This window comes from Paenibacillus timonensis (genome assembly GCF_022427145.1).
GTDB classification, from domain to species: Bacteria; Bacillota; Bacilli; order Paenibacillales; family Paenibacillaceae; genus Fontibacillus; species Fontibacillus timonensis.
The window spans coordinates 1-24,950 of the sequence record NZ_JAKSXN010000053.1; the positions used below are offsets into that span (position 1 = coordinate 1).

The following is a 24,950-nucleotide window of genomic DNA, read 5'->3' on the forward strand; positions in this document are numbered from 1 at the left end:
AGGAAAGAGCACTACCGATCATTCGGTAGTGCTCTTTGCATAGATCAGGAGTAAGTTAATTATACTCGCAGTAGAAGCGCGTAAACTCCGCACTAAAATCGGATTTGTATCCAGTGGCATACAGACCGATCAGCACACCGGTAAATACAGAACGTGCGCTCGGGACTTGCCGTTTATGGAAAGCAGGAGCCCCAATACCAACGTAGGGATTGAGGTACTGCAAGCAGGAATAGGTCAATACCTTGTGGAAATGGACTAGGAATGTTCGATAAAGCGAGGAGATAGGGATGTCCCCAAAACCATTGATTTATACGCTCGCCACCGTAATTATGGTGGTCGTTGTTGTCAGCTTATTGTACAAACCTTTTTTGTCCAAACAGGAGCACACGTCGGAAGCTCACTCCACCGTTGCAGACACAAGAGAGGCTCTTTCGATGCTTTCCAACGGTCTATTGTTTATGTTCTTACTTGTCCATATTAATAACGGCTTTGCGCATTTCCTCATCCGTTAAGTGCGTGTAAATCATCGTCGTTTGAATGGACGAATGGCCTAATTGGTTTTTCAGACGAGGCACATCGTTGTTCTCCTGGTGATAACGCGTCGCGAATGAATGTCGCAACGAGTGTACCGTTAATGCCGGTTTACCGTAAGCCGTTGCGTATTTCTCAATCAGCTTTTCGATCGATCTTGGCGTTAAGCGCCGGTTTTTGCCTTTGCGCCCGATTGGCGCAGCCAGAAACAAATAAGTTTCGGACTTCTCCGGCTTATATCGGGTTTCGCGAACCTTTACATAGTTATCCAGATCCGACTTTGCTTGTTCGCTGAAATACACGTATTGTTCTTTGTTGCCTTTGCGAATGACACGCACCAAACCTTTGTTCATGTCGAGATCCTCCAGGTTGATACCGGCAACTTCCGATAAACGCAATCCGGAACCAAGGATCAAAGAAACGATCGCCGTATCCCGCTCGCGATTAAATTCATGAAACTGAAACAGCCGTTTATTGTCGCGGTTCTGCGCGCCGAAATCATAGGCCACAAACTGTCGGAACAGCTCAAAATTATCCGCGCGAAGGATTTTGCCTTCAATTCGATTGGCGATCGTTTCTTGGGTTTCTTTCATGGCATTAAATTCAATTTTGGCCATGACATTACGCTCAAGGTACGGCTTAAGCTCGGCGGTTTCGGCTTTATTTTGCAAATAATCGAATAACGATTTAAGCGCCGATAGTTTCCGGTTGATCGTCAATTTCGAGTTGCCTAATTGATACTCCAGGAACGTTAAGAAGCTTTCGATTTCACGGACAGTCAGTTTCTCGAGGATCGACAATTCGACGTTTTTGCGGTTGGGAGCTGCAAACCGTTCGGCCACGAGCCAATCAAAAAAGATGATATAATCATGGCAGTAGTTCAATAACGTGGTATGCGACAGCTTGCGTTTGCGCGTATCGATGTATTCGGCAACGTACCAAGGCAATTCCGTCAATTTCTCATCGATGCGGCTCATATAGTGTGACTTCGTGGTTTTATCCATTTCGAACGCGCACCTCCTGGTTCTAGAATAATCCAATAATATAATTTCGTCAAATTATTATTTTACGTAATTATAAATCTTCCGAGTATCTTTTGCATCTAATCAGTCCTAATCTTCTATCCACCACATCGTTTGGACGGTATGGCTGACATTAAGTCGATTAAAAACCCTAAAACCCGTTTTCTTCGGGCTTTAGGGTTATATATTTTATGCAGCCATCTTACGGCAGGCTTCGGCACATCTAAAACATGCTTCCGCACATTGTTGGCAATGCTCAGGTTCATGCTTTTTGCATTCGTTTCCGCACGCTTCACAAACCTCCACACAGACTTTACAGATCTGTTTCGCGTAAGAACTGTTCATGGACATTGCTTGTGCAGCAAAAGCGCAAATATCCGCACATTCCCTGTCCAATCGGATACATTCTTTCATTATCCCTATATTTTCTTCATAAAGGCACGATGTGTAACAATGATTACACGCCACCATGCAGCGAAGACACTCATCGATGCAATGTTGAAACTGTTCGTGAGACATTTTGATCCATTCTCCTTCACTATTAATTTAGTTACCCATAGACTATTATGATTCGAAGTTTACTTATTTATTCAGAATTTCAATAGTTACCGTACATCACATCGTTTCTACAAAGAAAACACACATTTGTCGGTTACAATTTATAGAGAAAATATTCTGGGGATGACCAATAGATGGAACATAGGCTTAAAAAGGGCGATTTAATCTTGATTGGTTGTATTGTTTTACTAGCCATATTATTATTGGGAGCCAGATGGCTTACAAACGATAGTGAGACGAAAACGAATGAGGATTATTATGCAACAATTCGAGTAGACAATAAGGTATTCAAGACGGTGAAGCTTACCGAGGAGCCCCAAATCATCGAAGTGAAAACCGAAACAGGCTATGATATTCTGAAGGTTCATAACAAAGGTATTGAAGTTATCGAATCCGATTGTCCGCAAAAGATTTGCTTTACCTTCGGAGCGATTTCTAAGCCCAAAGAAGTAATCATCTGTTTGCCACTAAGAATGTTTATTGAAGTCAATGGATCCGATAACAGTAATCCTGACAATGAGCTCGATGCCTATATAACATAAGTCTGAAAAAAGATGAGCTTTTTTAATAAGACAGCTCATCTTTCATTTTGATCATTTGGAAAATGTAATGTGAATCGGGTACCTTGATCGATTATACTCTCTACATCAATACTGCCGCCGTGTGCTTCTACGATGGCTTTTACGATGGCCAATCCGATACCCGCACCGCCTGTTTTACGATTCCGCGATTTATCTCCACGATAGAACCGCTCAAAAATATGCGGCAGCTCATTGGATGCAATGCCTGTACCCGTGTCTGATAGGTTTACTGTTACATGATCTGCAGTTTCAAATAGACAGACATGGATGGACCCTTCGCTGGTATATTTATAGGCGTTATTCAACAAGTTCACAAAAACTTGTATCAGTCGTCCAGCGTCACCAATAATAACAATAGGAGTCTCTTCCTGAATGATAAGATCGATCCGCTTCTCCTTATACTGAGCCTTGACTGTTTTCTCGGATTCTCTAATCACCTCAACCAGTCTAACCGGTTCTTGCTTAAGTTTAAGCATCGGATTTTCGACGGCCGATAAGTTCTCTAAATCATGAATCAGTTTTACTAACCGGACGACCTGCCCATGACATATCTCTAATTTATCGGGCGTCGCTTCCCATACTCCGTCCTGAAAAGCTTCAATATGACTTTGGATCGTGGCTAGCGGTGTACGTAATTCATGGGCGATATCCGCGGTTAAATTTTTGCGTAAGCGATCTTCTTGCTCCAGTGCATCCGCTAAATGGTTTAAAGCGAGCCCCACCTCTTCAATCTCCGTTTGGTGATGGCCCAATACGACACGGGAAGACAACTCCCCTTCCCTCATTTGATTAGCGATTTCTTTGATTCGCAATAAAGGTCTACTCAAGCTTTTTGACATATAAATGCTGTAGAACGTTACACCGGCTAAGGCTAAAATAAATGCGAACCAGATTAGCATGTTAAAACGGTTCAAGAATTCACGATTCTGTGTTTCAAAACGAGTGGAAAGTCCCTCGATTTCGATCCATCCGTTTTTCACATGATCTATCGTGATGTCTCGTTTAATTACTTTCGTGCTATTTCGTAAACTAACCTCATTTCCAGTCTCCATTGTACCTTCCATCATTCTACCCATGGATTTCGTATCCCATATCAAACGGCCATCCGCATCATAAATCCGAATGCTATAGCTCCTAAGCATGGCTTGGTGAGACACCGTCATTAAAGTAGCGCTTGCCCATCCACCTGAGTTTTGATCAAAGGAACTTTCCAACTCCATAGCTATCGTATCCGCTTCCGTCTGCTGCTGGTTCTGCGTATACCTTCCGAATGAGAAGGACATAACCACATAAACAATGATCATGATGAGCAGAAGTGAACCAAGGCTAACGCCTAAATGAGATACTAGCAGTCTTTTACGTAGTCCTCCGCTATTCATCGGGAACCCCCTCAAATTTATACCCCACCCCATAAACTGTAACAAGGAAGGATGGATTCTTCGGATCTTCACCGATTTTTTGGCGGATATTCTTGATATGGACGTCGATCGTACGTTCCATGCCTTCAAAATCATCGCCTTGAATCAGATTAACAAGTTCAAAACGGGTAAATGCTCTTTTAGGGTGTTTGGCTAAGGTTTCAAGCAATTTGAATTCAATGGGAGTAAGCTGAACTGGATCACCTTTAACTAGTATTTCATGGCGTACGGAATCGATAGACAGACGGTTTCCTCCGAAAGAAATCTTCTTCCCCTGAGTCGTAGATCTGGCCGACTTCGATCTTCTTAACAAGCTAATCACCCTGGCTATGAGTTCACGTGGACTGAACGGTTTAACAAGGTAGTCATCAGCACCGATTAACAGACCATGAACAAGGTCGTCTTCATTGCTTTTGGCAGTTAACATTAGAATGGGGACGTCCGATGTCTTCCGGATCGTTTTGCAGACATCTTCACCTGATAGGTCCGGAAGCATTAAGTCCAAGATGATTAATTCAGGTTGGAGATTTTCAAAAAGTCGAAGCGCCCCCTGCCCTGTGTCTGTTTCATAAACCAGGTAACCCTGTTTTTCCAGATAGGCTTTAATCACGTGAAGAAGGTGTAGTTCATCATCGACAATTAATATTTTGGTCTGTTCCATACGAATCCTTTCAAAAAAAAGACAAGACCTCACGCAACTCGCGAGGCCTGCCTGGATTTTAGTATTAGAAGTTCATCATACTGTTGCTCCATTGCGTGTTGTTCATCATGCCCGTCGAGGTGTTGCCGCCATTGTTGCCATGGCAACTATTATACATCCCTCGAATTTGTTCTTCAGAGAGGTCCGGGTGCATTTGCTTCGCATACGGCAACATTTGTTCAAAGGTGCTTGAGTTGTTTGCTTTACCGCTATCGACGGTACCGTTATCGGTAGTAGCCGCATATGCAGCTGCTGTTCCAATTCCCATCACCAAAGCCATCGTTGCAAGTCCAATCCATAGTTTTTTCATTAGTATCTCCTCCTTATGACTATAATATAAACGATAAATATGAAGAACTCATTTGTACATTGTGAAGAAGTTATAAAGATCAATCCTTGGTTATTCAGGGTCAGCTTCAAGGTTTCTTCCTTTGCGTCAACCAATAGACGATACCAATAATCGCTACTACTACCATCATGGCTAGGCAAGTCTGGCCAATCGAAAACCCTATTTGAACAAGGGATATACCACGGAAGGAGGAGGCCGATATGAATAAGCATGACAGTCCCATAGCCACGAACAGAATTACGATAAACCAATCCGTCTTCTTCATATTAGTCCCCCGGGTAATCTGGTACGAATCGGAGCTCAAATCTAGTTCCTTGCCCCAATTTACTCGAAACCAGGAGTTCTCCACCTTGCAGCTCCACCAACTTTTTAGCGATGGGCAAACCGAGACCTGTCCCTCCATACTGACGCGATCGGGACTTCTCCACTCGATAAAAGCGCTCAAAAATGTACGGAATCTCGTCCTCGGAAATTCCAATCCCCGTATCCTCTACTGCTAAGTAAACATAGGTATTGTTTTGATCCAGCTCTAGAGTGATACTGCCTTTCTTCGTGTAACGCACGGCATTTTCCAACAGGTTCAGAAGAACTTGCTCCATCCTCAGACCATCTCCGTAAATGAGCGGAATGTTGCTGTTGATTTTCGTTAGAAGTGTTAAGTTCTTCTTGTCAGTTTTAAGCTTTACTTTTTGCACCGCATTGTCCGCAATTTCCGTTAGGTCAATCCATTCCAAGGATAAGCTGACTTTTCCTTCTTCCATCTTAGCCAAATCGAATAGATCATCAACGAGGTGTTGCAAACGAATAGCCTCTTCATGAATAATGCCTAGATATTGGTCCTTCTCTTCCTCAGAATCATATAGACCCTTCCTGAGGACTTGCGCATATCCCTCCAAATACGTGATCGGAGTTCGGAGCTCATGGGATATGTTCGCAAAAAACTCCTGCCGAGTATCCCTATATCGCTGAAGCTCGATGGCCAGATGATTGATGGAATCCGCCAAAACACCAATCTCATCGTCACGCTGAATCGTTAATCGTGTTTCCAGCTCGCCTGCGGCTATTTTCCGAGTTGCAGATTGCATTTGCAGCATCGGTCTGGATAGGATTTTGGCGATGATCCAGGTGATTCCAAGTGCCAGTAGAAAAGCTCCTAATCCCGACAGCACCAATACGCTGCGAACGGCCGTAATCGATTCATCCATATGTCGGGTCGAAGAAAGGACATACACCGCAGCCTTAATATTAACGCCTGTGGTATCCATTACGGGTCTGGCAGCCACGAAGAAGCGCTCTCCATTAACATCGGTATGTTCAAGTTTTACGGATTTTCCGGTAAATAATAGTTTCAGGTCCTTGGATTTAATGAAAGTTCGGTCCGATTTTTCATAGGGCCCAGAATTTGCTAATACCTCGCCTTGTTCAGAAACAAACAAAATACTGACGTTTGAAAAATCGGCAAACTTGAGCAGAGTCTCTTCGGACAACATCTCAGGCGATTGGCTCATCGCTGTGAAGTGAGTCGTGAGTTCAGCTACCTCTGTTTTCATTTCCGAGTTATAGAAATTTGTGAACATTCGATCAATCGTGAATCCTAAGGAGAGAATCACGACAACGAAAGCGGCGAGAATCATTAAACCAAGTCTGAAGCCGATTTTATTCCTTTTCATTTGACATACTCGCTCCGTTGAACTTATATCCTACTCCCCACACGGTCTGAATCGGATTGTAACCGAGTCCAGCCTTTTGTGTCTTCTCCCGGATATTCTTGATATGCGTATCTACGACGCGAATTTCCCCCTCGTATTCGGTCCCCCAGATCAGATTCACCAATTCTTCGCGGCTGAACGCACGTTGTACGCTCCTCGCGAGCGAGATGAATAAATCAAACTCTTTCTGTGTGAATTCAACAGTATGATCATGAATGAATACTTCTCTACCCTCTGGTAATATTCTCAAATGAGGGAACTCGATAACAGGCTCTGGATGCTTAATGGATTGTGTAATCGTCGAACGGCGGATTAAAGAATAGACACGGGCAAGTAACTCCTCCGGTTCAAACGGCTTCGTCAAATAATCATCCGCACCAATGCCTAGCCCATAAACTTTGTCTTTGGTCTCCGAACGCGCGGTGAGCATCAGAATGGCTACATGATCTCTCTCCCGGATTTTTTTGCAAACTTGCCACCCGTCCATATCCGGCAGCATCAAATCCAGCAGAATAACGTCGAAATGATGGTTAGCCGCTATTTCCAAGGCTTCGTTTCCGTTAGTAGCTTCTTTGACCTCAAACCCTTCTCGCGTTAAGTAGATCCGCAAGAGATTGCGCATATTCCATTCATCGTCTACAACAAGAACCTGTAGTTTGGGCATGCTGCCACCGCCTTTACCGGTTGATTCAATTTACATAGAAATTGCATTAGTCTGATGATTCCGTTTAAAGAAGAAATAAACCATTAAAGTTGCAGAGATCAGGAAGATACCTGCACTGGTCCACTGTCCAGCCGTCCATTCCAAGGCATAGCGTGGTGAATCTCCACGTAGGAATTCGAGGGAAAACCGGACCAGCGCATACATCATAGTATAACTTAAAAATAGTCCCCCTACAGGAAGCTTGATATTTTTCAAAGCCATGAGAACACCAAATACAATCAAATCGAGCTGCCCCTCCCAAATTTCGGCCGGCCATAGCGGTACGGCACCATACCGATCAAAGGCCATTGTTCCTTCCGGATACACGATGCCGAAGCCAGTGCCTGTCGGCGATCCAAATGCATCACCATTCAGGAAGCAGGCAATCCTGCCCACGGCCTGCCCCAATAGGACTGCCGGAGCCAAAATATCGGTGAGTTCCCAGAATGAAAGTTGATTTCTCCATGTATAAATTGCCGTGGCTGCGAAACCGCCGACGATCGCTCCGAGGATGGAGATTCCCCCATTCCAAATCGCGAAGATTTCGGATAGATGTTGCGAATAATATCCCCATTGAAAAAAGAATACATGCCATATTCTGGCTCCCAGAATCGCACCGATGAGTATATAGAATACGAGATTATAAATGTGTTTCTGGTATTGCGTCCCACGGGCTAAAAAATAAGCTACGCTCACGGCAAGCAAAACAGCCAAACCCACTACGACGCCATACGATCTGAGGGAGAATCCCCCGATTTCAAATAAGATGACTCTCAAGTCTTTCCCCCCTTATTTTTATGGAGTGACACTAATTCCATTAGGTGTTGTGCCCACTTTAATCGTGGTGATCACTTTATTGGTTTCATTGTCGATCACGGTTAACGTGTTGTCGAACATGTTTGTCACATAAATATTTCGGTTATCTGGGCTTACGACGACACCATGTGCCCCTTTCCCCGTTTCAATCGTCGCAATGACCTGCTTTGTCGCCAGATCAATTTTTGAAATGCTATTGGATGGGTTTTGTTCAGTACCTTGATTCGCAACAATCGTTTTTTTTATCGGAGGAAATATACACCTGGGCAGGACCAGTGCCAACGGGGACTTTGATCACTTCCTCGGTAGCTAAATCTACGATTGCAACTGCATTCTCTGCATTAAGTGGAACGACCAAGGTTTTTCCATCACTCGTAATGCCGGTAGTTACCGGTGTGCTGCCAACCTTGATCTTTCTCTCTTCAGACATCATTTGTAAGTTCAGCACACTGACCGTATCATCCCCCATATTTGCTACGTAAGCCAATTTACTGTCAGCGGAACCTCTAAATCCGTGAGGGCTTTTTCCTGTTGGAATTGTCCCCTTCATTTGAAATGTCTTGGCATCTAGTACCGAAACGTTATTTCCTTCATTATTCGTAATAAGAACGAGGTTTCCGTCCATCGTAAATTCGATATGGGCTGGGTGAGCACCAACTTCAACTTTTTTCATAAGTTCATCCGTAGCGGTGTCATAGAAATAGGCATAACCATTCTTTTCATGCTCGCCATCTTCACCATGTTCGCCTTCTTGGTCCCCCGTCTCCGACATTCCTTCCATGTCCGACATCGAAGGAACAACCGTTGCCCCTACCCATTTCCCGTCGGGAGAGACCTGGACATTATGAACGGCACCTTCAACCTGAATGATCTGTAGAACCTGATTGGAAGCTGCATCAATTTTCGTAATACTTCCCCCTTCATCAGCAGTGTATAAAACTGCCGGCGAAGGTTCTTGTGAAATTGGGGACTCCGTCTTGTTGTTTTCAGAACTATTCGTAGTTTGATTTAGCTGTGCGTTATTATTCTGTTGTGCAGCACCGCAGGCAGTTATGCTAATGGCCAAAATCGCCACAGAGAAAGTTAGCATCCAGTTTTTATTCATGTTGTTCGTCCCTCTGAATTTGATTATCTTCATTTTTATATTTACCCCCAAAAAAAATAGTGAGCATGCTCACTATTTTTTTTGATCCAGTCACTCACTCCAGGATAAAGAAACGGATTTCCCATCGGGGCCGTCAATTTTCATTACAACTTGAGAGGCTTGCTCTTGCTTTGGAAACCAGGCCAAATAAAAAGGATGGTGTGAGTCGTTGCTTACAGAAATCAACTGGGAAGCAGACAATTTATTACCATCTATGTCTTGTAATTTAATGTTCTTCTCATTTAACAAATTTGAAATATCACCAGTATGAGTTGTTAATGAAATTCCATAAATATCATTTTGTTGAATGTCCTCTGCTTTGATCTCCGATAAATTCGGATCACTCCCAAGGTCAGTTGCTTGTAACCTTTGTACCGAAATTTGAGCCGGGCCAAGTGTCCCTTCCTGAACAGTTAAATCCGAACTAGCGTCAGAGACGGTTCCTTCCGAGGTTTGAACAGGGACAATGATATCCTCCAGCGAGATTTCATGCGGTTCGGAGCCCACTGGAATCTTGGCTACAACCTTTCTCTCCTCACGATTGATCTTTACGATATCGTTCGATTGTCGGTTCGAGACCAAAGCCCATACCCCATCCGGTGTAAAGTCTACGTGATTTGCATAAGAACCTGTTGAAATCGTCGCTAAAACGCGAAAGCTGTCCGTACTAATAATCGTGACGTCATTTGACTTGTTATTGCTAACCCATAATTCCTTCCCGTCCGGCGAGACCGTTACCCCATGAGGAGCATCTCCCGCTTCAATTTCTTGGATCACCTTTAAGGTTTTCATATCTATGACAGATACCCTATTCGATTCCACATTTGCCGCAAAAGCATAACGCGAATCCGGCGTAACCGCCACCTCGTTAGGTACTTTTCCGACAGCAAGGGTTTTGATGACTTTTGCCGTAGTTGCATCAACGATGGAAATTGTGTCATCATTCACATTAGCTGTCCAAACTTGGGAACCATCCGCAGTTACTGCAACATGCGCCGGACCTTCTCCCGTCTCAACCAGGGATTTTAGCTTGAGATTCACCGTATCCACGATGGCTAATTTCCCACCCGTTTTACCAAGCCCCGGATTAAGCGATACGTATAGATTTTGACCATTCGGGCTTAGATCGATGCCATGAACGCCTTCGTCAAAAGCAAGTTCCTTGATTTTCTTTTTAGTTTTCGTATCGATGGCAACCAGCGTTTTGCCGTCAAAGCCGGTGCCGGCGTAAAGAACTTTTTGATCTAAGCCTAGCGCAATACCATGGGAGGCTTGGTCCGTTCCCAATTGAATCGTGTCCACTGCTTTTCCTTGTTCATAATCAACGACGGAAATGGTTCCGTCTCCAGCGTTTGGCACATAAAAAACAGAAGCAGGGGCTGCGCTCCCTTCTGGCTGTTTTAAGAAAAACCAAGTAGAGCCAACAAGCAAAAGGAAAAGTAACACTCCCCCCCACCGATATAATTTATTATTCATAAACTTAACCCCTCCATGTTCTCGTTATTGATTTTGTTAGTGTCGTTTCTTACTCATCATCGGCATCAAAAGGAAGTGTGACAATGGGCAAATAAGCAATAACAAGAATGGGAAGATATTTCCCGTTGAACTTGTTAATCCATTAAAAAGAAGTATGGCGGCGAATAAAACGATCGGCAGGACGCAGCAAAGAATCATCATCCAATTATGCTTTCTTGATTGACCAGAGTGTTTCCCGTCAGCATGATGATTTCCGTCATGGTTGTGATTACCACAGCAACTCATGTTTTTTCCCTCCCTAGTTAAAATTTGAATTCCGGATTCATTTACCGGGATAGTCTTTGAATTTCTTGCTTCATTTGCTCATTTTGTGCTTTTAGTTCGTCAAGCTGTGCTTGCATCACTTGGTTATTTGGTGAATGGTCCTTATGAGAGCCATGACTGTGACTATGCCCCTTCATTCCAAACATCATAAATACCATCATTAACGGACAAGCCAACAACAGCAACCAGGACAAATCCATTTGTATTCCTCCCTCATAAATAGTTCATTTGATACAACCAATTGTATAGGTCGATTGTGTGGAAAGCGTGTAGAAAGCATGCGAAATATATGGACTTTTAAAAAAAAAGAAAAACACGGCTCATAGAACCGCGTTTTTTCATGTAAAAGATATAAATCGGTCGGTTAGTGACCACCATGTCCTCCCCCTGAAGTCTTGGCCACGATTTCTAGCATCGAGTCGATTTCCCCTTGGGCAGCTTCACTAATCGTGGACACCGTCCCAGTAAGCCATGCGTGGTTATAGGGACCTTCCGTCGGGGACTTCTCAAACTTCGGTTGCACAGACATGACATAGGACATTACACTTTCAGGCATTGAATCCTTGCTGGTCCACAACAACGGAGCGTGTTTCCCTAAATGCGAGAAAGGAGCTGCAGCTATGGCCAAATTCGGAGAATCACTGTTTACAAATGAAAAGTTATGTCCCGGTGTTGTGATTCCCCACCCAAAGCCGGTTTTTGGATCTTTATACTTTGCAAAAGCAACCGCATTTGTATATGGATCTTCGCCCGAAATGCGTTGGGTAGCGCCGTATTGATTTAATTCATTTTCAACTTGGGCTGAAATCACGGATTCAGGTCCCAAAATATAGATATTAGCCTTCCCTTCCCGGAGCTGCAGCGCTTCTTTCGTCTCCTGGGGCACTTCATCTTTCTTGACATACAGCAATGGCTCTGGCATATGAGCAATCCAATTTATGGCAGGCATCGTATACTCTTGCCGATCCATGGACCCTATAATGACGGAGGCAGGAGTTTCACCTGCGATCTTTGCGTAATAAGCATCAATGGCTTTACCCAAAGCCGCAGGGTTATCTGCAGTGACTGAATCCATTTTAAACCCGAGCTCCTTTGTCTGTTTCGCAACTTTCTCATCGAGATCGCCTACCAAGATTGCTTGAACTCCCCTGTTCCCTTCCACGCCTTTTGGCTTTAGCCTTTTCATCTCATTTGCGGTAACTTCCGGAATACCATCCTGATTAACGAACAAGATGGGCCCATTGCTAGGGTGATGGATCAAATCGGCGCTAAGTACCGCATTTTGCCAGTTATCTAAGGAAGTCAGAATGACACTCCCTGGCCGATTATCCTCGCTTGTTGCCATCCAAAGTGTCTGTGAAATCAATACTGCCGCCTGAATGGGATCATCCGTATTGATCCGAGTCGTATTTTTAGAAGCAATCCATGGAATTTGAGGTAATCCCTCAGAAACGGTTGAATTGCCACTAGTTTGGACGGAGTTCTCATCTTTGGTAGCCTTGTTGTTTCCAGAGTTCGTACAAGCCGTTAACACGATTGTCAAGGCTAAAAAGGCGACTCCTCCCAATTGGATTGATTTTTTCATAAGCCCTCCTATGAATTCACATTATTTTCTAAATAGAATTATTAAGTGATACCTATTTTAAACAAAATTAATGTGAAAAGTATGTGGTTTTTGTGGAGATCCCGTATAATTATCTCCTATTTCGTTACCAAATATTACACCTAAACAAATCCTGAATTTCTATGATAGGATGTCGTCAGTTTCGTAAAAAACATCAGGAGGATAATCAGCATGAAGAAATCATTAGCCGTTTTCATCGTATCTGGTTCTCTGCTATTGCATCCATTTGGAGCTCTAACGACTTATGCATCAGGTGACACTTCTACCCAAGCACAGGCGACAGTAAGTAGTGTGCGAGAAAATGTAATCACAAAAGGGATGAGGTATTTAGGAACCCCTTACGAGTTTGGATCCAGCAGAAGCAACACGAAAACATTCGACTGCTCCGATTTTGTAAGACAAGCCTATCTGGAAGGAGCAGGGATCAAGCTGCCATCTAACTCGAGAACCCAGGGGGCATATATTAAGCAACAGGGAACCTACACAACGAACTGGAGAAACCTCAAGCGAGGGGACATTATGTTTTTTATGTCATACAGAGGTAGCAAAGCTTCCGATTACAAGGGGATAAATAAAAATACGGCACGGATTACTCATGACGGGATTTATCTTGGAAACGGAAAAGTTCTGCAAACTTATTCTAAAGAGTCTGGCGGAGTACGTATCGATAAAATTGAGGGTACCCAATGGGAAAAACGCTTTCTTTTCGGGGGAAGTGTGTTGAAATAGGATAAGAAGCCAGGGAGAAGTTATCTCGCTGGCTTCCCTTCTATAGGATATGCTAAGAGCATATAGCCTTTCACATGAATTACTTGTTTACTCTTGTGCTATTCTTTCATACTCCTCATCAGACAATATTCGGCGAGCGGTCACATAACGTTCAGCAAAGTAATCTTCTGAAAGTTTGCTGATTCGGACCCCTTTACTTGCGGACGAATGAGAGAACCATCCATTGCCCATATAGATACCGGCATGCGAAATGCCTGTCCCGTCTGTATTGAAAAAGACAAGGTCCCCTGCCAGAAGTTTAGTCCTTTCCACCTTAATTCCTTCTTTGGCCTGCGACTTAGTAGTTCTTGGAAGATCAATGTCTGCTTGTTTAAATACATATTGAATAAAACCTGAACAATCAAATCCTTTGGTAGTGGTACCACCGTAAAGATATGGGGTTCCCACAATTTTATCTACTTCAGTCTGCAGTGGTGACTTAGTATTGGCAGACACGCTTCCAATATTAAACACCGTGAAAATGGACATAAACAATATGATACCAATGATCTTCTTCATGTAGTTCTCCTCTCAAATTAAGATAAGGACATTGTACATGGAAGATGTTGAGATTCTATGTGGAAAGTAAGGAGTTCCATCTAAAAGGCATCAACCGTCTTTTGCATGATTTCGTAGTTGATAGCTCCGCGGAATATTTCACGGATCACGCCTTGTTCATCGAGGACAAAGGTGGTGGGATAGGCAATCACCGTATAGTCCGCCATGAGGGTCCCTTCTTCATCCATAACAATGGGGAAGGTTAAACCGAATTCCTCGATAAACGGCCTAACGTCTTTGGGGCTATCCTCGGTTGCTGTCAAATTGACCCCTAAAATGACGGTGTCCTTCTGGTAGTCTTCGTAATACTGTTGCATATGCGGCATCTCAGCACGGCACGGCGGACACCATGAAGCCCAGAAGTTAATCAGGACCTTCTTCCCGCGGTAATCTGCCAGTTGAATCGGGTTCCCGTTTAAGTCGTTTAACGTGAAATTCGGTGCCCGTTGTCCTTTCTCAATTCCTATCGGCAGATTTTCGTTCGTTACCGACGATTGATGCCTTATTGTTTCCTTCGTCGCTCCGGTTACGTAGTCATATACTCCATAACCAATCAGTCCAATTAAAACAAGGATGGCCAACCCGTTTTTCTTCATCCGCTTATCCCCTCTTTATAGTGTAATATCAAATAGTGTGTATTTGGCGAGCCATGCGCTGATCTTCTGAAGTTGGCCCGTGAATAGCAGCAATCCAAGGCCCAGGAAGATAAAGCCGTTGATCTTGGAAAGCACAGGAACATACTTATTCATTTTCTTCATAATACCGGTTGAATAAGTCAGCACCCATGAGAGGATGAGGAACGGGATGCCAAGTCCTAAAGAATAAATAGCCAGCATCCCTATCCCTATCCCGAGGGTTTCCGACGAACCGGCCATCAGAAGGATGGAAGACAAAGCGAGTCCAACACAGGGGGTCCAGCCGGAACCAAAGGCTAGTCCCGTTAGAAAGGATCGCACGATGCCGCCAGTCGTTCGAATCTTCCCCGTATCCCAGGACTTATTCGACATGAACCAACGAAGCTGTAACCACCCGATCATTTGCATCCCGAACATGATGATTAGAAGCCCGCTCACCTTTTGTACCAGTTCCCTCTGTTCCGCAAAAATTCGACCAACCATGCTCGCCGACGCTCCCATCGCGATAAAGACAACACTGAAGCCAAGGATGAAGCTGATGGAGCGTTCCAACAAAAGTTTTCGGTTAACCTCCATTTTGTTATTCTGAATCGATGACCCGGTGATATGGGAGATATAAGCTGGAATGAGTGGAAACACGCAGGGCGAGAGAAAGGATAAAGCGCCTGCTGCAAGAGCGATCAGCATCGTCAATAGATCCACCTAGGAGGCCCTCCTTTTCATTACCAATAAAATAGAATAAAGCCCTCCTGCAGCCGCAATCCCAACGATTTGGAGGAAGTCGAAGGACAGAAAAGCGGTTACTCTGTTGAAATCCAGGAATCCAATCCCTATGAAACCGATACATAGCCATAACCCTCTCTCTACGAATCCCGTCCAAAGGATCTGTCCTTTAGTGAATTGGAAGGAGAGCACAATCAAGAGGGACAAAGTGGAAGTGGCCAGAAATGTCAGTTTTTGCTCCGGTATAAACCATACCAATCCAAGATCGTAAACCGTTAACCCGGCCAACAGATAAATCGTTGCTGCTTCAGCAACCTTAAGAAAAGACATTTTCCTCTTGATCAGGTGATAAAGAAGATATCCTATAACGGCGAATGACGCAGCCCACCGTCCTTTGACTCCACCATCAAAATAAACGATCGATAAGGGCTGCTGGATCACCGACGCGGGCTCCCATAACAAAAGACTTCCTTTCCAAACCAACAACCAGATCAGGAACGCTTGAATTGAAACGTCCGCCAGCGCATGATCCCTTTTCATTCTTCGCTCATAACCCCAGAGAGCAGTCCATCCCGCCGCACCGAACGCGAAAAGCAACAATATTTGCCCATTCAATACGAATGAACCGAGCTGAATCGTATACAATGTGTGTCCCCTCCCCACTTTCACGGTCATCTTATCGTCCAAATAATGATAAAGAAAAAAATAGAACGAAAGGACTCCCTTTCGTTCTCTCTTATCTACCTTAATATATCTATTTTTGGGTGGGTCCGCTCCATGACATGATTCCGCCACGAAGGTCAGCGACTTCCTTGATTCCATGACGTCCGAGTAGCTTGGCGGCTTGTTTGCTCCGCATCCCGCTCTGACAATAAACATAAACCGCTTGATCTTTAGTGATCTCATCAAGCCGCTGCTGGAGCTGACTTAATGGGATATTGATTGCTCCTTTAATATGCCCGCGCTTATATTCATGAATCTCCCGAACGTCTATCACCTTCTTGCCCTTGGATTCGCTTTGGAACTGCTCGGCAGTTAAAGTGCGTAATCCCTTTACGGGGGCAAACTGTCTATAGAGCATCCAGAGAACGAATAGGAATAGGATAGCATAAAATAGATAATTCACTTGTTCTTCACCTGCCTGCCATTAATCTCGAACCAGATTGCTGGTCCACGCGCTTAACCCACCCGTCATGTTAACAACATGAAATCCTTTTTCACTTAGAAACTCACACGCCATTCTGCTGCGATTTCCGCTGCGGCAAATGACGATCAATTCATGATTCGGGTCGAGTTCGTTGAGTCTTGAATCCAGTTCCCCCAGAGGAATGTGTTTAGCTCCGGCTACATGACCTTCCATCCATTCATCCTGTTCACGGACATCGAGTAAAGACAAGGTTTCTCCTTTGTTAAGACGCTCTGCCACTTCGTTTGGAGTTGTTGCTTTAAATGCCATTTTATATTCCAGCCTCCTGATATCTTCTTATGTTTAATTTATCTACTATCTGCTTTTAACAAGCAGTTCCACAGCTTCTTTAACCATTTTACTAGGGTCATGATTGCCATTGGCCTGGTCAGCAAGAATACACTGTTGGAGATTGTCCGCAACAATTTGAGCCAGGGCGCGGTCAGAGGCGTTCCGAATTGCAGAGAGTTGAGCAACTACCTCCTTGCAAGATTTGCCTTCATCCATTAACCTCAGCACACCTCGTATCTGTCCTTCAATTCGCCGTAAACGTGTTTTGATATCTTCTGGGTATATATATTCCATGATCACCATCTCCTCATTCAAACTATACCTGTATAGGTATAGTATAGAGCACAGGACAGAAAAGTACACATCGGATGAATTGAATTTTATTAAGCTACAAGATTGACGACCAGACCTTAATCGCTGTTATACCAATAAGTACGACTAGGCCATATCTGAGAACCTTAACGTTTATTTTAGTACTGACCTTAGATCCCAAGGGTGCGCCAATTAAGCTTCCAATGACCGTAAACAAGGTTGGCCATAAGGGGATGGCGCCCCCTGTGATTTTACCGATAACTCCGCCTATTGCCGAGATGAATACAATCGCAAGCGATGAAGCGATCGTTGTACGAGTAGGGATGTGAAGCACGGTTAACATGATCGGTATCAGAATAAAAGCGCCTCCTGCACCAACAATGCCGGATACAATTCCGACTAAAAATGCAGATATCATTGCGATAAAGAGATTAAATTGAAGCTCATCTCTCGTTTCTTCCGTTCCTCTACCTGGGATGAGCATCAGAATCACCGCGATCATAGCTAATAGCCCATAAATCAGATTGATGATGTTTCCATCCAGGAGTCCTGAGGTAAAACCGCCAATTAAACTGCCTGCCAAAATGCTGATTCCCATATAAAGAACGAGTCTTCGATGAACGAAGGAGGGGCCCGTCTTGCTCTTCTTCCGGTAAGCCAGCACGCCGGCAAGCGATGCGAAGAAAACCTGGAACATGCTAATGGATGCGACCTCATGTGTGCTAAATTGGGCAGCCCCAAGCATGGAGGGTACATATAGCAGTAAAGGGTAATTAATGATAGCTCCTCCAATTCCGAGCAGTCCTGAAAAAAATGAACCAACGAGGCCAAGCAGGACCATGATGATCATGAGCAAGAGGTCCATCCTCCTCCTCCTTTCTGTTTAATTCCTACACCTTTTTTACAAAAAACTTATAGACCCCATTTTCCTCTTCATGCTTTAGAAGTTCATGTTTCGTTTGCTTGACCCAAGCTTGGAAGTCATTGACGGAACCTTTGTCCGTCGACTGGACCTCCATGACTTGACCGGACTGCAGCCCGTCTAATGCTTTCTTCGCCTTTACAATCGGCATGGGGCAAGCCATCCCTTTTGTATCAACTAAAATATCTATTAACATAATGAATGATAGCCTCCTCTTATTTGTCATGCACGGCGCAGCGATTTGGTCCAATTTCCATTTCGCGTTGCTCGTCCTCACTAGGTGTCATTTTCCCCATATTGGTTTGGCGAATTTCCTGATAAGCATGGGGTTGCGGCGGCAGGTTTTCGGTGACCGTACGCCGGAAATCGTCCTCTTGTTGAATGTTCAACCCGGGGTTTTTGCGGTACAAATCCGCCAGTTTGGCCATAACCCGTCCGCCTTCGCCCAACTCGGAGACTTTACCGAAGTGTGCGGGCAAAACGATCAAATCCTGCGAAAGTTCTTTATAACGGTTATAGAGCGTGTTGCGTAAGTCGCCAACCCAATCCTCCGCCTTTCCTGCCAGATCAGGGCGTCCGATGGATTCGATGAACAAGATATCCCCTGTAAGCAAATATTGGTCATCAACAATAAACGAAGTGCTTCCAATGGTATGTCCAGGCGAGTACACCGGTTGAATCCGGATTGTCGTAGAACCTATACTAATGTGACGGCCTTCTTCCAGCTTCTCGTAATTAAAGGTGACCTCCGTCGCATCTTTAGGTGGGAGCCAATAAGTCGCACCGGTTTGTTTCGCCAGTTTACGACCTCCTGAGATGTGGTCGGCGTGCAAATGGGTGTCAAGCGTATGTTTGATTTGGGCCCCCTGCTCCTTGGCGAACTGTTCAAATACATCGGTCATACGAAGCGTATCAATAACGGCGGCTTCCCCCTTAGAGATAACCATATATGACAGACATCCCTTACCGATCCGGACAAATTGAATCAAAGAACCTCCGTCCTTCAAATCCCCGATCTTCACCGGCTCCAGATATTCACTCCAGGCTTTCATTCCGCCTTCCAGATAATGCACGTTAGAGCGGCCGGCCGCTACAATCTGTTCTGCTACAAACTTGGATGAACCTTCTTTTGCACAAACTACCAGCAGTTTTTTGCCATCAGGAATTTGATCAAGAGCTTCATCCACTCCATCCAAAAGATCAAAATAGGGAATGTTGATGATATCGATACTGTCGCCTTCAATCTTCCAGTCGTTAAAGTCATTCTCATTGCGTACATCTAGAATAAAGAGCTCTTCCTTCGCCAGAACGATCCGAGTCAATTCCTTGGCTGTCATCAGAGTTAATTGGTTTGCAGTTGTATTCAACTTGGTTCCTCCTTAGATTAGAAAGTCAGACTGACATTGGCATCCTTGGCAAAATCCAGGAACGTGACGGCACCGCCGACTTCAATCCCCTCAATAAAATCCTCTTTCTTCAGATTCATGACATCCATCGTCATTTGACAAGCAATAATCTTCACGCCCATCTCCTGTGCCATTTCCACCAGCTGTGGAATGGTCGGAATGTTCGCATTCTTAAAGCCTTCCGCCAAATGTTCGGCTCCTGCAGGTAACGGCAGTTGATGATGTGCCTGTTTATGAATTAATTTCAAGCCCTCAAATGTGAAGAAAATCGCCACTTCGGCATCCGTTGCCGCAGAAGCTGTTGCGATATTAAAAACTTTATACGCATCAAACAAACCACCATTGCTAGCGATAATTGCTACTTTCGTACTCATGTAAATAACCTCCAATATTTTAGTTTTGTTCGTGGGATTCGTTAGTTTCCGTTGGTCCGGTCCAACCAGACATACCGGGCTCAACATTCCTTACCTGTTTGAAACCTTTCTCGGTGAGTAACTGACATGCCAAATCGCTTCGGCTACCTGTACGGCAAACCACATAGATTTCTTCTTCTGGCTTCAACTCGCTCACGCGATGTTCAAGCTCTCCTAGTGGAATCGATACGGCACCAGCGATACGATGAAAAGCATATTCGGCCGGTTCGCGTACATCGATCACGGTCACTTTATCTCCAACTGCTAACTTCTTTTGCAGTTCTTCATTAGAGACAATATCGGGATGCTTTTTCTCTTCCTTCATTTCGTCAGGTCTGGATTTGCGAATGTAATGCCTTAGCACCTCCCCATCTTCAACAGTACCGAGATAATGATGGCCTGTATTTTTAGCCCAGCCTTGAATGTCGGCAAGCGAGCCTTTATCCGTGGCTTGAACTTCAATGACTTGGCCGGATTCAAGCTGATCGATGGCCTTTTTTGTTTTTACGATCGGCATGGGACAGGCGAGTCCTTTACAATCTAGTGTTAAATTGGCCTTAATCTCTGGCATTTGAAAATAACCTCCCTCAAAAATGGCCTTCACATCAATCACGTCAACATGGGGTGATCTTTCCGAAGAAGATTCATATCTGCAATGACATTTGTCTCCTACCTATACCCCTATAGGTATAATAAAGACTTGGGAGTCCCTTGTCAATATCAGATCAATTGAATTGATTTCCATTCAGATTAGTTTGGGAATGTCACATATGTGGCATTCCCATTTGCCGTCTTGTTCGTTATATCCTGATATGTTATTGTGATCACAACACCCGCTTAATTGTAATAATTTCGTTTAGCCCATCCTTTTTGATATAATGATGCAAACGCCTAATAGAAGGGTGATCATGAATGACACAGCCTATAAATACAGTCGAAGAATGCGAAACGAACTGCGTGGGCACAACTGCGGATTTGGACGTAATCAAGGCAGAACTGATCGATGACCAAGCAGCCGTTCAATTTGCGGACTGGTTTAAGGCCTTCAGTGATCCGACGCGCGTTAAGATCATCAGCGCCCTGTTAAAACATGAGCTATGCGTACACGACCTGACAGTACTCCTCAAAATGGGTCAATCCGCCGTTTCTCACCAACTGCGATATTTGCGTAATCTCCGAATCGTTAAAAGACGTAAGGTTGGGAAAACAGTCTATTATTCACTCGACGACGGGCATATCGAGCAGATTTTTCTACAAACCCTCCAGCACACGAACCATGGATAAGGTGTGCCGTAAATAACAAGGACTGCCCCGCATGGGACAGTCCTTGTGTTCATTTCTATTCAAATCGGCTTGATCTTCAATACGCGCATCGCGTTCAAAACAGCGAGTAGCGTCACGCCCACATCCGAGAATACTGCTTCCCACATCGTGGCAACTCCGAACGCGCCCAGAAGCAGGAAAACGGCTTTAACCAGCATCGCAAAAATGATGTTCTGCCATACAATCCGCCGGGTCCTCTTTGCAATCTTGATCGCGGAAGCCAGCTTGGAAGGTTCGTCGGTCATGATGACGATATCCGCGGCTTCAATGGCTGAATCGGAACCGAGACCGCCCATGGCCACGCCAACATCGGCTCTGGCCAACACCGGCGTGTCGTTGATCCCGTCGCCGACGAATGCGATTTTCTCTTTGCTCGATTTTTGACGGTCGATCTTCTCTAGTTCTTCGACCTTATGCTGTGGCAACAGTTCGGACCGGACCTCATCCACGCCCAACTTTTTACCGACTGCCTCGCCCACTGCCTTGATATCGCCCGTCAGCATGACGATCTTCTTTATGCCGAGATTTTTCAGTAAACGAATCGCTTGCGCGGAGTCCGCTTTGACCTCGTCGGCAATCACCAGGTAACCGGCATATTGTTTGTCGATCGCCACATGCACGATGGTTCCCAGCTCGGAAGGTGCGGTGAACTTAATATTTTCCTGATTCATAAGCTTCGCGTTCCCGGCCAGTACCTCCCTGCCTTCGAACCTAACCTGAATGCCGTGTCCTGATATTTCGTTATAACTCGCTACCCATTCTTCATTCAATTCCTGACCGTAAGCTTCCCTGATGGACTGGGCAATCGGGTGGGTGGAGTGCATTTCGGCAAAAGCAGCATGGCGCAAGAGCTCTTGCTCGGTCCAACCGTTCTGCGGATAGATCCCGTTCACTTTAAATGCACCTTTGGTCAGTGTTCCCGTTTTATCAAACACGACGTATTTGACGTCATTTAACGCTTCCAGGTAATTGCTACCTTTGACCAGCACGCCGTTTTTGGAGGAAGCGCCGATGCCCCCGAAGAAGCCCAGCGGGATGGAAACCACCAAGGCGCAAGGACAGGAAATGACCAGGAACACCAGTGCCCGGTACACCCAATCTGCGAAAGTTTCGCCGCTGAAGAGCAGCGGCGGCAGAATGGCCAGCAATACGGCAACAATGACGACAAACGGGGTATAATAACGTGCAAACTTTGTAATGAAGTTTTCCGTCGGGGCTTTTTTGCTGCTTGCGTTCTCTACAAGATCGAGGATTTTGGCAACTGTCGACTCCCCAAATTCCTTCGTGACTTCAATCGTCAGAACTCCGTTCTTATTCATAAATCCGCTCAGCACGTCATCGCCGGCTGCTACCTCGCGCGGTAAGGACTCACCAGTTAACGCTGAAGTATCCATGGCCGAAAGTCCCTCAATGACTTTACCGTCTAGAGGCACCTTTTCACCGGGCCGCACGACGATGAAGTCGCCGATCCGCACTTCCTCCGGACTCACCCGTCGAATCTCGTCATCTGACTTCAAGTTGGCAAAATCCGGTCTAATGTCCATCAACGCACCGATCGATTTCCGCGACCGGTTAACGGCAATGCTTTGGAACAGTTCGCCAACCTGGTAAAAAAGCATGACGGCTACGCCCTCGGGGTACTCTCCGATCATAAAAGCGCCAACCGTCGCGATCGACATAAGGAAGTATTCGTCGAACACTTGGCCTCTTACGATATTCTTCAGCGCCTTGAAAACGATATCCCCGCCCACGATCAGATAGGCGACCAGAAACAGGATCCATTCAAGCTCCTCGCTCAGAGGTAAGGCGAACGCCGCCGCGCCAATGGCAAGACCCGTAATCAGTCGGGCAACCATGACTTTGATACTCTCCGCGGCATGGTCATGGGTATGTCCATGTCCGTCTTCTGCCGCTTCGGTACTGTGATCATGGCTGTGATCCTGATGATGAGCGTGATTAGGTTTGGAGGCTGCTCCGTAATCCAACACTTTTATTCCAGGTTCGAGTGTACGAATTTTCATCTTCGTCTGCTCGAGAATGTCATCCGAACGGTCCGACGACATCTCCAGGGTCAACGTTTGGTTTGCAAAATTCACCGAACAAGCCGAAACCCCGTCAATCTTCTGGACGCCGTTCTCGATTTTTAAAGCACAATTCGCACAATCCAGGCCTTCTAGCACCAATTTTCGCTTAACCGCAGGACTACCGGTCTCCATATTCTAGTCCCATCCCTTCATTCAAAACTATATATGAGCACTTGTTCATATGTAGTATATTCCTCGGATCTCAAGGTTGTCAATAAAATGGAGAACGGTAGGTATTGGACTTGTTTTCCAGGAACATTTTTAGTCCTTTCTTGAACAGCTTTTATAAACCGGCACTTAAAGATCAATTCCCTGAAAATCTAAACGGACTATCCAAAGGACTAACGATTGGAACAACGACACGTAAAGATGTGATCAAAAAATTCGGCTAACCCTTTCAAACTGGACTCTACCTCAACTATAAAATCCGGTAAGCTCAGTCAGATAAAGTTGGTTTATATCCGTAGGAAGTACCAACTTGGTTTTATTTTTGACAGCAGCACAAACCTGAATCATGTCAATATGACTTACAAAGGTTCCAAGTAACAGAAACGGGAGAAGCCATCCAATGGTTTCTCCCGTTTCTGTTTGTACTATTCGCCAATCCAGTAGCGGAGTACGAATGATCTACGAATCGATTTGAACTGTAGATAACGACACTAGAACCGGCCCGGCAAAATCTGACGCCTCTTCGCCTTTTGGATTGTGAAGGCGGAACAGAAAACCGTCACCGGCTTCTGATTTCCACACGATATAATCGCTAATGCCGTCTGCGCCTGAGGCTTGAAGATAAATTTCGGCTGAACCCAGGGGATGCTCGACAAGCTCGCCGCTATAATCGGATACTTTCCCCGATGACCCCAGTTCCTCTTGGCCTTTAACTTTTAGCTGATCCAGATCATAATTTGAAGGCAGCGGTTCGATCGTCACTTCGTATTCCGGATGGTTGCTCAGATACAGACGGTCTTTGGCAGCGTCAAAGGCGAATTTGTCGAATACGTATAAACTGAAGCCTTCCCCTTGTTGCAAGTTAGCCTTGAGCGTCTGGTTCCCCTCGCCTGTCATCAGATCAAAATTCGCCACCGCGGGGCGCGTCGAATCAGGGTCGTTCCCTTTTTCGTTCCCTTTTTCGTTCCCTTTTTCGTTCTCGTTTCCGTTCCCGTTCTCCGGCGCGGAAGACGTCACCTCTTCCTTCACAGGAGGTGAAGGTTCAGAATTGGCAGAAGGATCAGCTGTGCCTCCTGAGCATGCCGTAAGCGATAAGACCATCGCGAACACCAAGAATTTCATAAGAGTCGCATACTTTTGAAGCATGGTGGATCCCTCCTTCCCCATTACTCTATTCGACGCAACAAGTTATTGATCAATCCATGT

30 protein-coding genes are annotated in these 24,950 nt (G+C 45.1%); 3 read left to right on the top strand and 27 right to left on the bottom strand.

Annotation, left to right across the window (positions count from 1 at the left end):
• Positions 1-464 precede the first annotated feature (464 nt).
• Positions 465-1,535: a tyrosine recombinase XerS gene (xerS, locus tag MJ257_RS18705; protein ID WP_240270660.1), complete on the bottom strand. Its 1,071-nt coding sequence runs from the start codon at positions 1,533-1,535 to the stop codon at positions 465-467.
• A gap of 207 nt (positions 1,536-1,742) precedes the next feature.
• A complete protein-coding gene (locus tag MJ257_RS18710) occupies positions 1,743-2,072 on the bottom strand; it encodes a four-helix bundle copper-binding protein (RefSeq protein ID WP_240270661.1) in 330 nt (109 codons plus the stop codon).
• A gap of 173 nt (positions 2,073-2,245) precedes the next feature.
• Here MJ257_RS18710 and MJ257_RS18715 point away from each other — a divergent pair, with 173 nt between their 5' ends.
• Positions 2,246-2,653, top strand: a complete 408-nt coding sequence (locus MJ257_RS18715; protein ID WP_240270662.1) for a NusG domain II-containing protein — start codon at positions 2,246-2,248, stop codon at positions 2,651-2,653.
• Between the two features lie 35 nt (positions 2,654-2,688).
• On the opposite strand, the gene MJ257_RS18720 is transcribed toward MJ257_RS18715, so the two are convergent.
• The 11 genes from MJ257_RS18720 to MJ257_RS18765 form a co-directional block, all read right to left on the bottom strand.
• Entirely contained in the window at positions 2,689-4,071 is a 1,383-nt protein-coding gene (locus MJ257_RS18720) for a sensor histidine kinase (RefSeq protein ID WP_240270663.1), read from the bottom strand.
• Positions 4,064-4,771 carry a response regulator transcription factor gene (locus MJ257_RS18725; protein ID WP_240270664.1) on the bottom strand — a complete coding sequence of 236 codons (708 nt, stop codon included), beginning with the start codon at positions 4,769-4,771 and terminating at the stop codon, positions 4,064-4,066. The genes MJ257_RS18720 and MJ257_RS18725 overlap by 8 nt, the downstream gene beginning before the upstream one ends.
• Positions 4,772-4,835: 64 nt before the next feature.
• Entirely contained in the window at positions 4,836-5,120 is a 285-nt protein-coding gene (locus MJ257_RS18730) for a CUE domain-containing protein (protein ID WP_240270665.1), read from the bottom strand.
• Positions 5,121-5,425: 305 nt separating this feature from the next.
• The gene (locus tag MJ257_RS18735; protein WP_240270666.1) at positions 5,426-6,829 is read right to left on the bottom strand and encodes a sensor histidine kinase; all 1,404 of its coding nucleotides are present in this window, start codon (positions 6,827-6,829) and stop codon (positions 5,426-5,428) included.
• Positions 6,816-7,532, bottom strand: coding sequence for a response regulator transcription factor (locus tag MJ257_RS18740; RefSeq protein ID WP_240270667.1), 717 nt, complete (start codon positions 7,530-7,532; stop codon positions 6,816-6,818). Before MJ257_RS18740 ends, MJ257_RS18735 begins: the two co-directional genes overlap by 14 nt.
• Before the next feature lie 30 nt (positions 7,533-7,562).
• Positions 7,563-8,348, bottom strand: coding sequence for a prolipoprotein diacylglyceryl transferase (gene lgt, locus MJ257_RS18745; RefSeq protein WP_240270668.1), 786 nt, complete (start codon positions 8,346-8,348; stop codon positions 7,563-7,565).
• 18 nt (positions 8,349-8,366) lie between these two features.
• On the bottom strand, positions 8,367-8,669 hold the full coding sequence (locus MJ257_RS25015; RefSeq protein ID WP_333492548.1) for a YncE family protein: 303 nt from the start codon (positions 8,667-8,669) through the stop codon (positions 8,367-8,369).
• Positions 8,599-9,492: a YncE family protein gene (locus MJ257_RS18750; RefSeq protein ID WP_240270669.1), complete on the bottom strand. Its 894-nt coding sequence runs from the start codon at positions 9,490-9,492 to the stop codon at positions 8,599-8,601. Before MJ257_RS18750 ends, MJ257_RS25015 begins: the two co-directional genes overlap by 71 nt.
• A gap of 90 nt (positions 9,493-9,582) precedes the next feature.
• Positions 9,583-11,007: a YncE family protein gene (locus MJ257_RS18755; RefSeq protein WP_240270670.1), complete on the bottom strand. Its 1,425-nt coding sequence runs from the start codon at positions 11,005-11,007 to the stop codon at positions 9,583-9,585.
• Positions 11,008-11,333: 326 nt separating this feature from the next.
• Positions 11,334-11,531 carry a DUF2933 domain-containing protein gene (locus tag MJ257_RS18760; protein WP_240270671.1) on the bottom strand — a complete coding sequence of 66 codons (198 nt, stop codon included), beginning with the start codon at positions 11,529-11,531 and terminating at the stop codon, positions 11,334-11,336.
• Between the two features lie 164 nt (positions 11,532-11,695).
• Complete coding sequence (locus tag MJ257_RS18765; RefSeq protein ID WP_240270672.1) at positions 11,696-12,916, bottom strand: cell wall-binding repeat-containing protein; 1,221 nt, start codon at positions 12,914-12,916, stop codon at positions 11,696-11,698.
• A gap of 210 nt (positions 12,917-13,126) precedes the next feature.
• Between MJ257_RS18765 and MJ257_RS18770 the strand changes: the two genes are divergently transcribed.
• Entirely contained in the window at positions 13,127-13,684 is a 558-nt protein-coding gene (locus tag MJ257_RS18770; protein WP_308193223.1) for a C40 family peptidase, read from the top strand.
• An 87-nt stretch (positions 13,685-13,771) separates the two neighbouring features.
• On the opposite strand, the gene MJ257_RS18775 is transcribed toward MJ257_RS18770, so the two are convergent.
• The 12 genes from MJ257_RS18775 to MJ257_RS18830 all read right to left on the bottom strand — a co-directional run bounded on the left by MJ257_RS18775 (position 13,772) and on the right by MJ257_RS18830 (position 20,740).
• Positions 13,772-14,242 carry a C40 family peptidase gene (locus MJ257_RS18775; RefSeq protein ID WP_240270673.1) on the bottom strand — a complete coding sequence of 157 codons (471 nt, stop codon included), beginning with the start codon at positions 14,240-14,242 and terminating at the stop codon, positions 13,772-13,774.
• An 80-nt stretch (positions 14,243-14,322) separates the two neighbouring features.
• Positions 14,323-14,877 carry a TlpA family protein disulfide reductase gene (locus MJ257_RS18780; RefSeq protein WP_240270674.1) on the bottom strand — a complete coding sequence of 185 codons (555 nt, stop codon included), beginning with the start codon at positions 14,875-14,877 and terminating at the stop codon, positions 14,323-14,325.
• A 15-nt stretch (positions 14,878-14,892) separates the two neighbouring features.
• Entirely contained in the window at positions 14,893-15,618 is a 726-nt protein-coding gene (locus MJ257_RS18785; protein ID WP_240270675.1) for a cytochrome c biogenesis CcdA family protein, read from the bottom strand.
• Positions 15,619-16,284, bottom strand: a complete 666-nt coding sequence (locus MJ257_RS18790; protein WP_240270676.1) for a hypothetical protein — start codon at positions 16,282-16,284, stop codon at positions 15,619-15,621.
• Positions 16,285-16,393: 109 nt separating this feature from the next.
• Complete coding sequence (locus tag MJ257_RS18795) at positions 16,394-16,765, bottom strand: rhodanese-like domain-containing protein (protein ID WP_308193225.1); 372 nt, start codon at positions 16,763-16,765, stop codon at positions 16,394-16,396.
• Positions 16,766-16,786: 21 nt separating this feature from the next.
• Positions 16,787-17,095, bottom strand: coding sequence for a rhodanese-like domain-containing protein (locus MJ257_RS18800; protein ID WP_240270677.1), 309 nt, complete (start codon positions 17,093-17,095; stop codon positions 16,787-16,789).
• Positions 17,096-17,140: 45 nt separating this feature from the next.
• Positions 17,141-17,410, bottom strand: coding sequence for a metal-sensitive transcriptional regulator (locus MJ257_RS18805; RefSeq protein ID WP_240270678.1), 270 nt, complete (start codon positions 17,408-17,410; stop codon positions 17,141-17,143).
• Between the two features lie 94 nt (positions 17,411-17,504).
• Positions 17,505-18,293 (bottom strand): sulfite exporter TauE/SafE family protein, encoded by a 789-nt coding sequence (locus MJ257_RS18810; RefSeq protein ID WP_240270679.1) that lies wholly within the window; start codon positions 18,291-18,293, stop codon positions 17,505-17,507.
• 25 nt (positions 18,294-18,318) lie between these two features.
• Positions 18,319-18,546, bottom strand: coding sequence for a sulfurtransferase TusA family protein (locus tag MJ257_RS18815; protein WP_240270680.1), 228 nt, complete (start codon positions 18,544-18,546; stop codon positions 18,319-18,321).
• A 19-nt stretch (positions 18,547-18,565) separates the two neighbouring features.
• Positions 18,566-19,687, bottom strand: coding sequence for an MBL fold metallo-hydrolase (locus MJ257_RS18820; protein ID WP_240270697.1), 1,122 nt, complete (start codon positions 19,685-19,687; stop codon positions 18,566-18,568).
• A gap of 47 nt (positions 19,688-19,734) precedes the next feature.
• Positions 19,735-20,130 carry a DsrE/DsrF/DrsH-like family protein gene (locus tag MJ257_RS18825; RefSeq protein WP_240270681.1) on the bottom strand — a complete coding sequence of 132 codons (396 nt, stop codon included), beginning with the start codon at positions 20,128-20,130 and terminating at the stop codon, positions 19,735-19,737.
• A gap of 19 nt (positions 20,131-20,149) precedes the next feature.
• Positions 20,150-20,740 carry a sulfurtransferase TusA family protein gene (locus tag MJ257_RS18830; RefSeq protein ID WP_240270682.1) on the bottom strand — a complete coding sequence of 197 codons (591 nt, stop codon included), beginning with the start codon at positions 20,738-20,740 and terminating at the stop codon, positions 20,150-20,152.
• 341 nt (positions 20,741-21,081) lie between these two features.
• On the opposite strand from MJ257_RS18830, the gene MJ257_RS18835 reads away from it, so the two are divergent.
• Positions 21,082-21,453, top strand: a complete 372-nt coding sequence (locus tag MJ257_RS18835) for an ArsR/SmtB family transcription factor (RefSeq protein ID WP_240270683.1) — start codon at positions 21,082-21,084, stop codon at positions 21,451-21,453.
• Positions 21,454-21,512: 59 nt separating this feature from the next.
• On the opposite strand, the gene MJ257_RS18840 is transcribed toward MJ257_RS18835, so the two are convergent.
• Entirely contained in the window at positions 21,513-23,708 is a 2,196-nt protein-coding gene (locus tag MJ257_RS18840; RefSeq protein ID WP_240270684.1) for a heavy metal translocating P-type ATPase, read from the bottom strand.
• Between the two features lie 495 nt (positions 23,709-24,203).
• Positions 24,204-24,890, bottom strand: coding sequence for a DUF8580 domain-containing lipoprotein (locus tag MJ257_RS18845; protein ID WP_240270685.1), 687 nt, complete (start codon positions 24,888-24,890; stop codon positions 24,204-24,206).
• Positions 24,891-24,950: the final 60 nt, after the last annotated feature.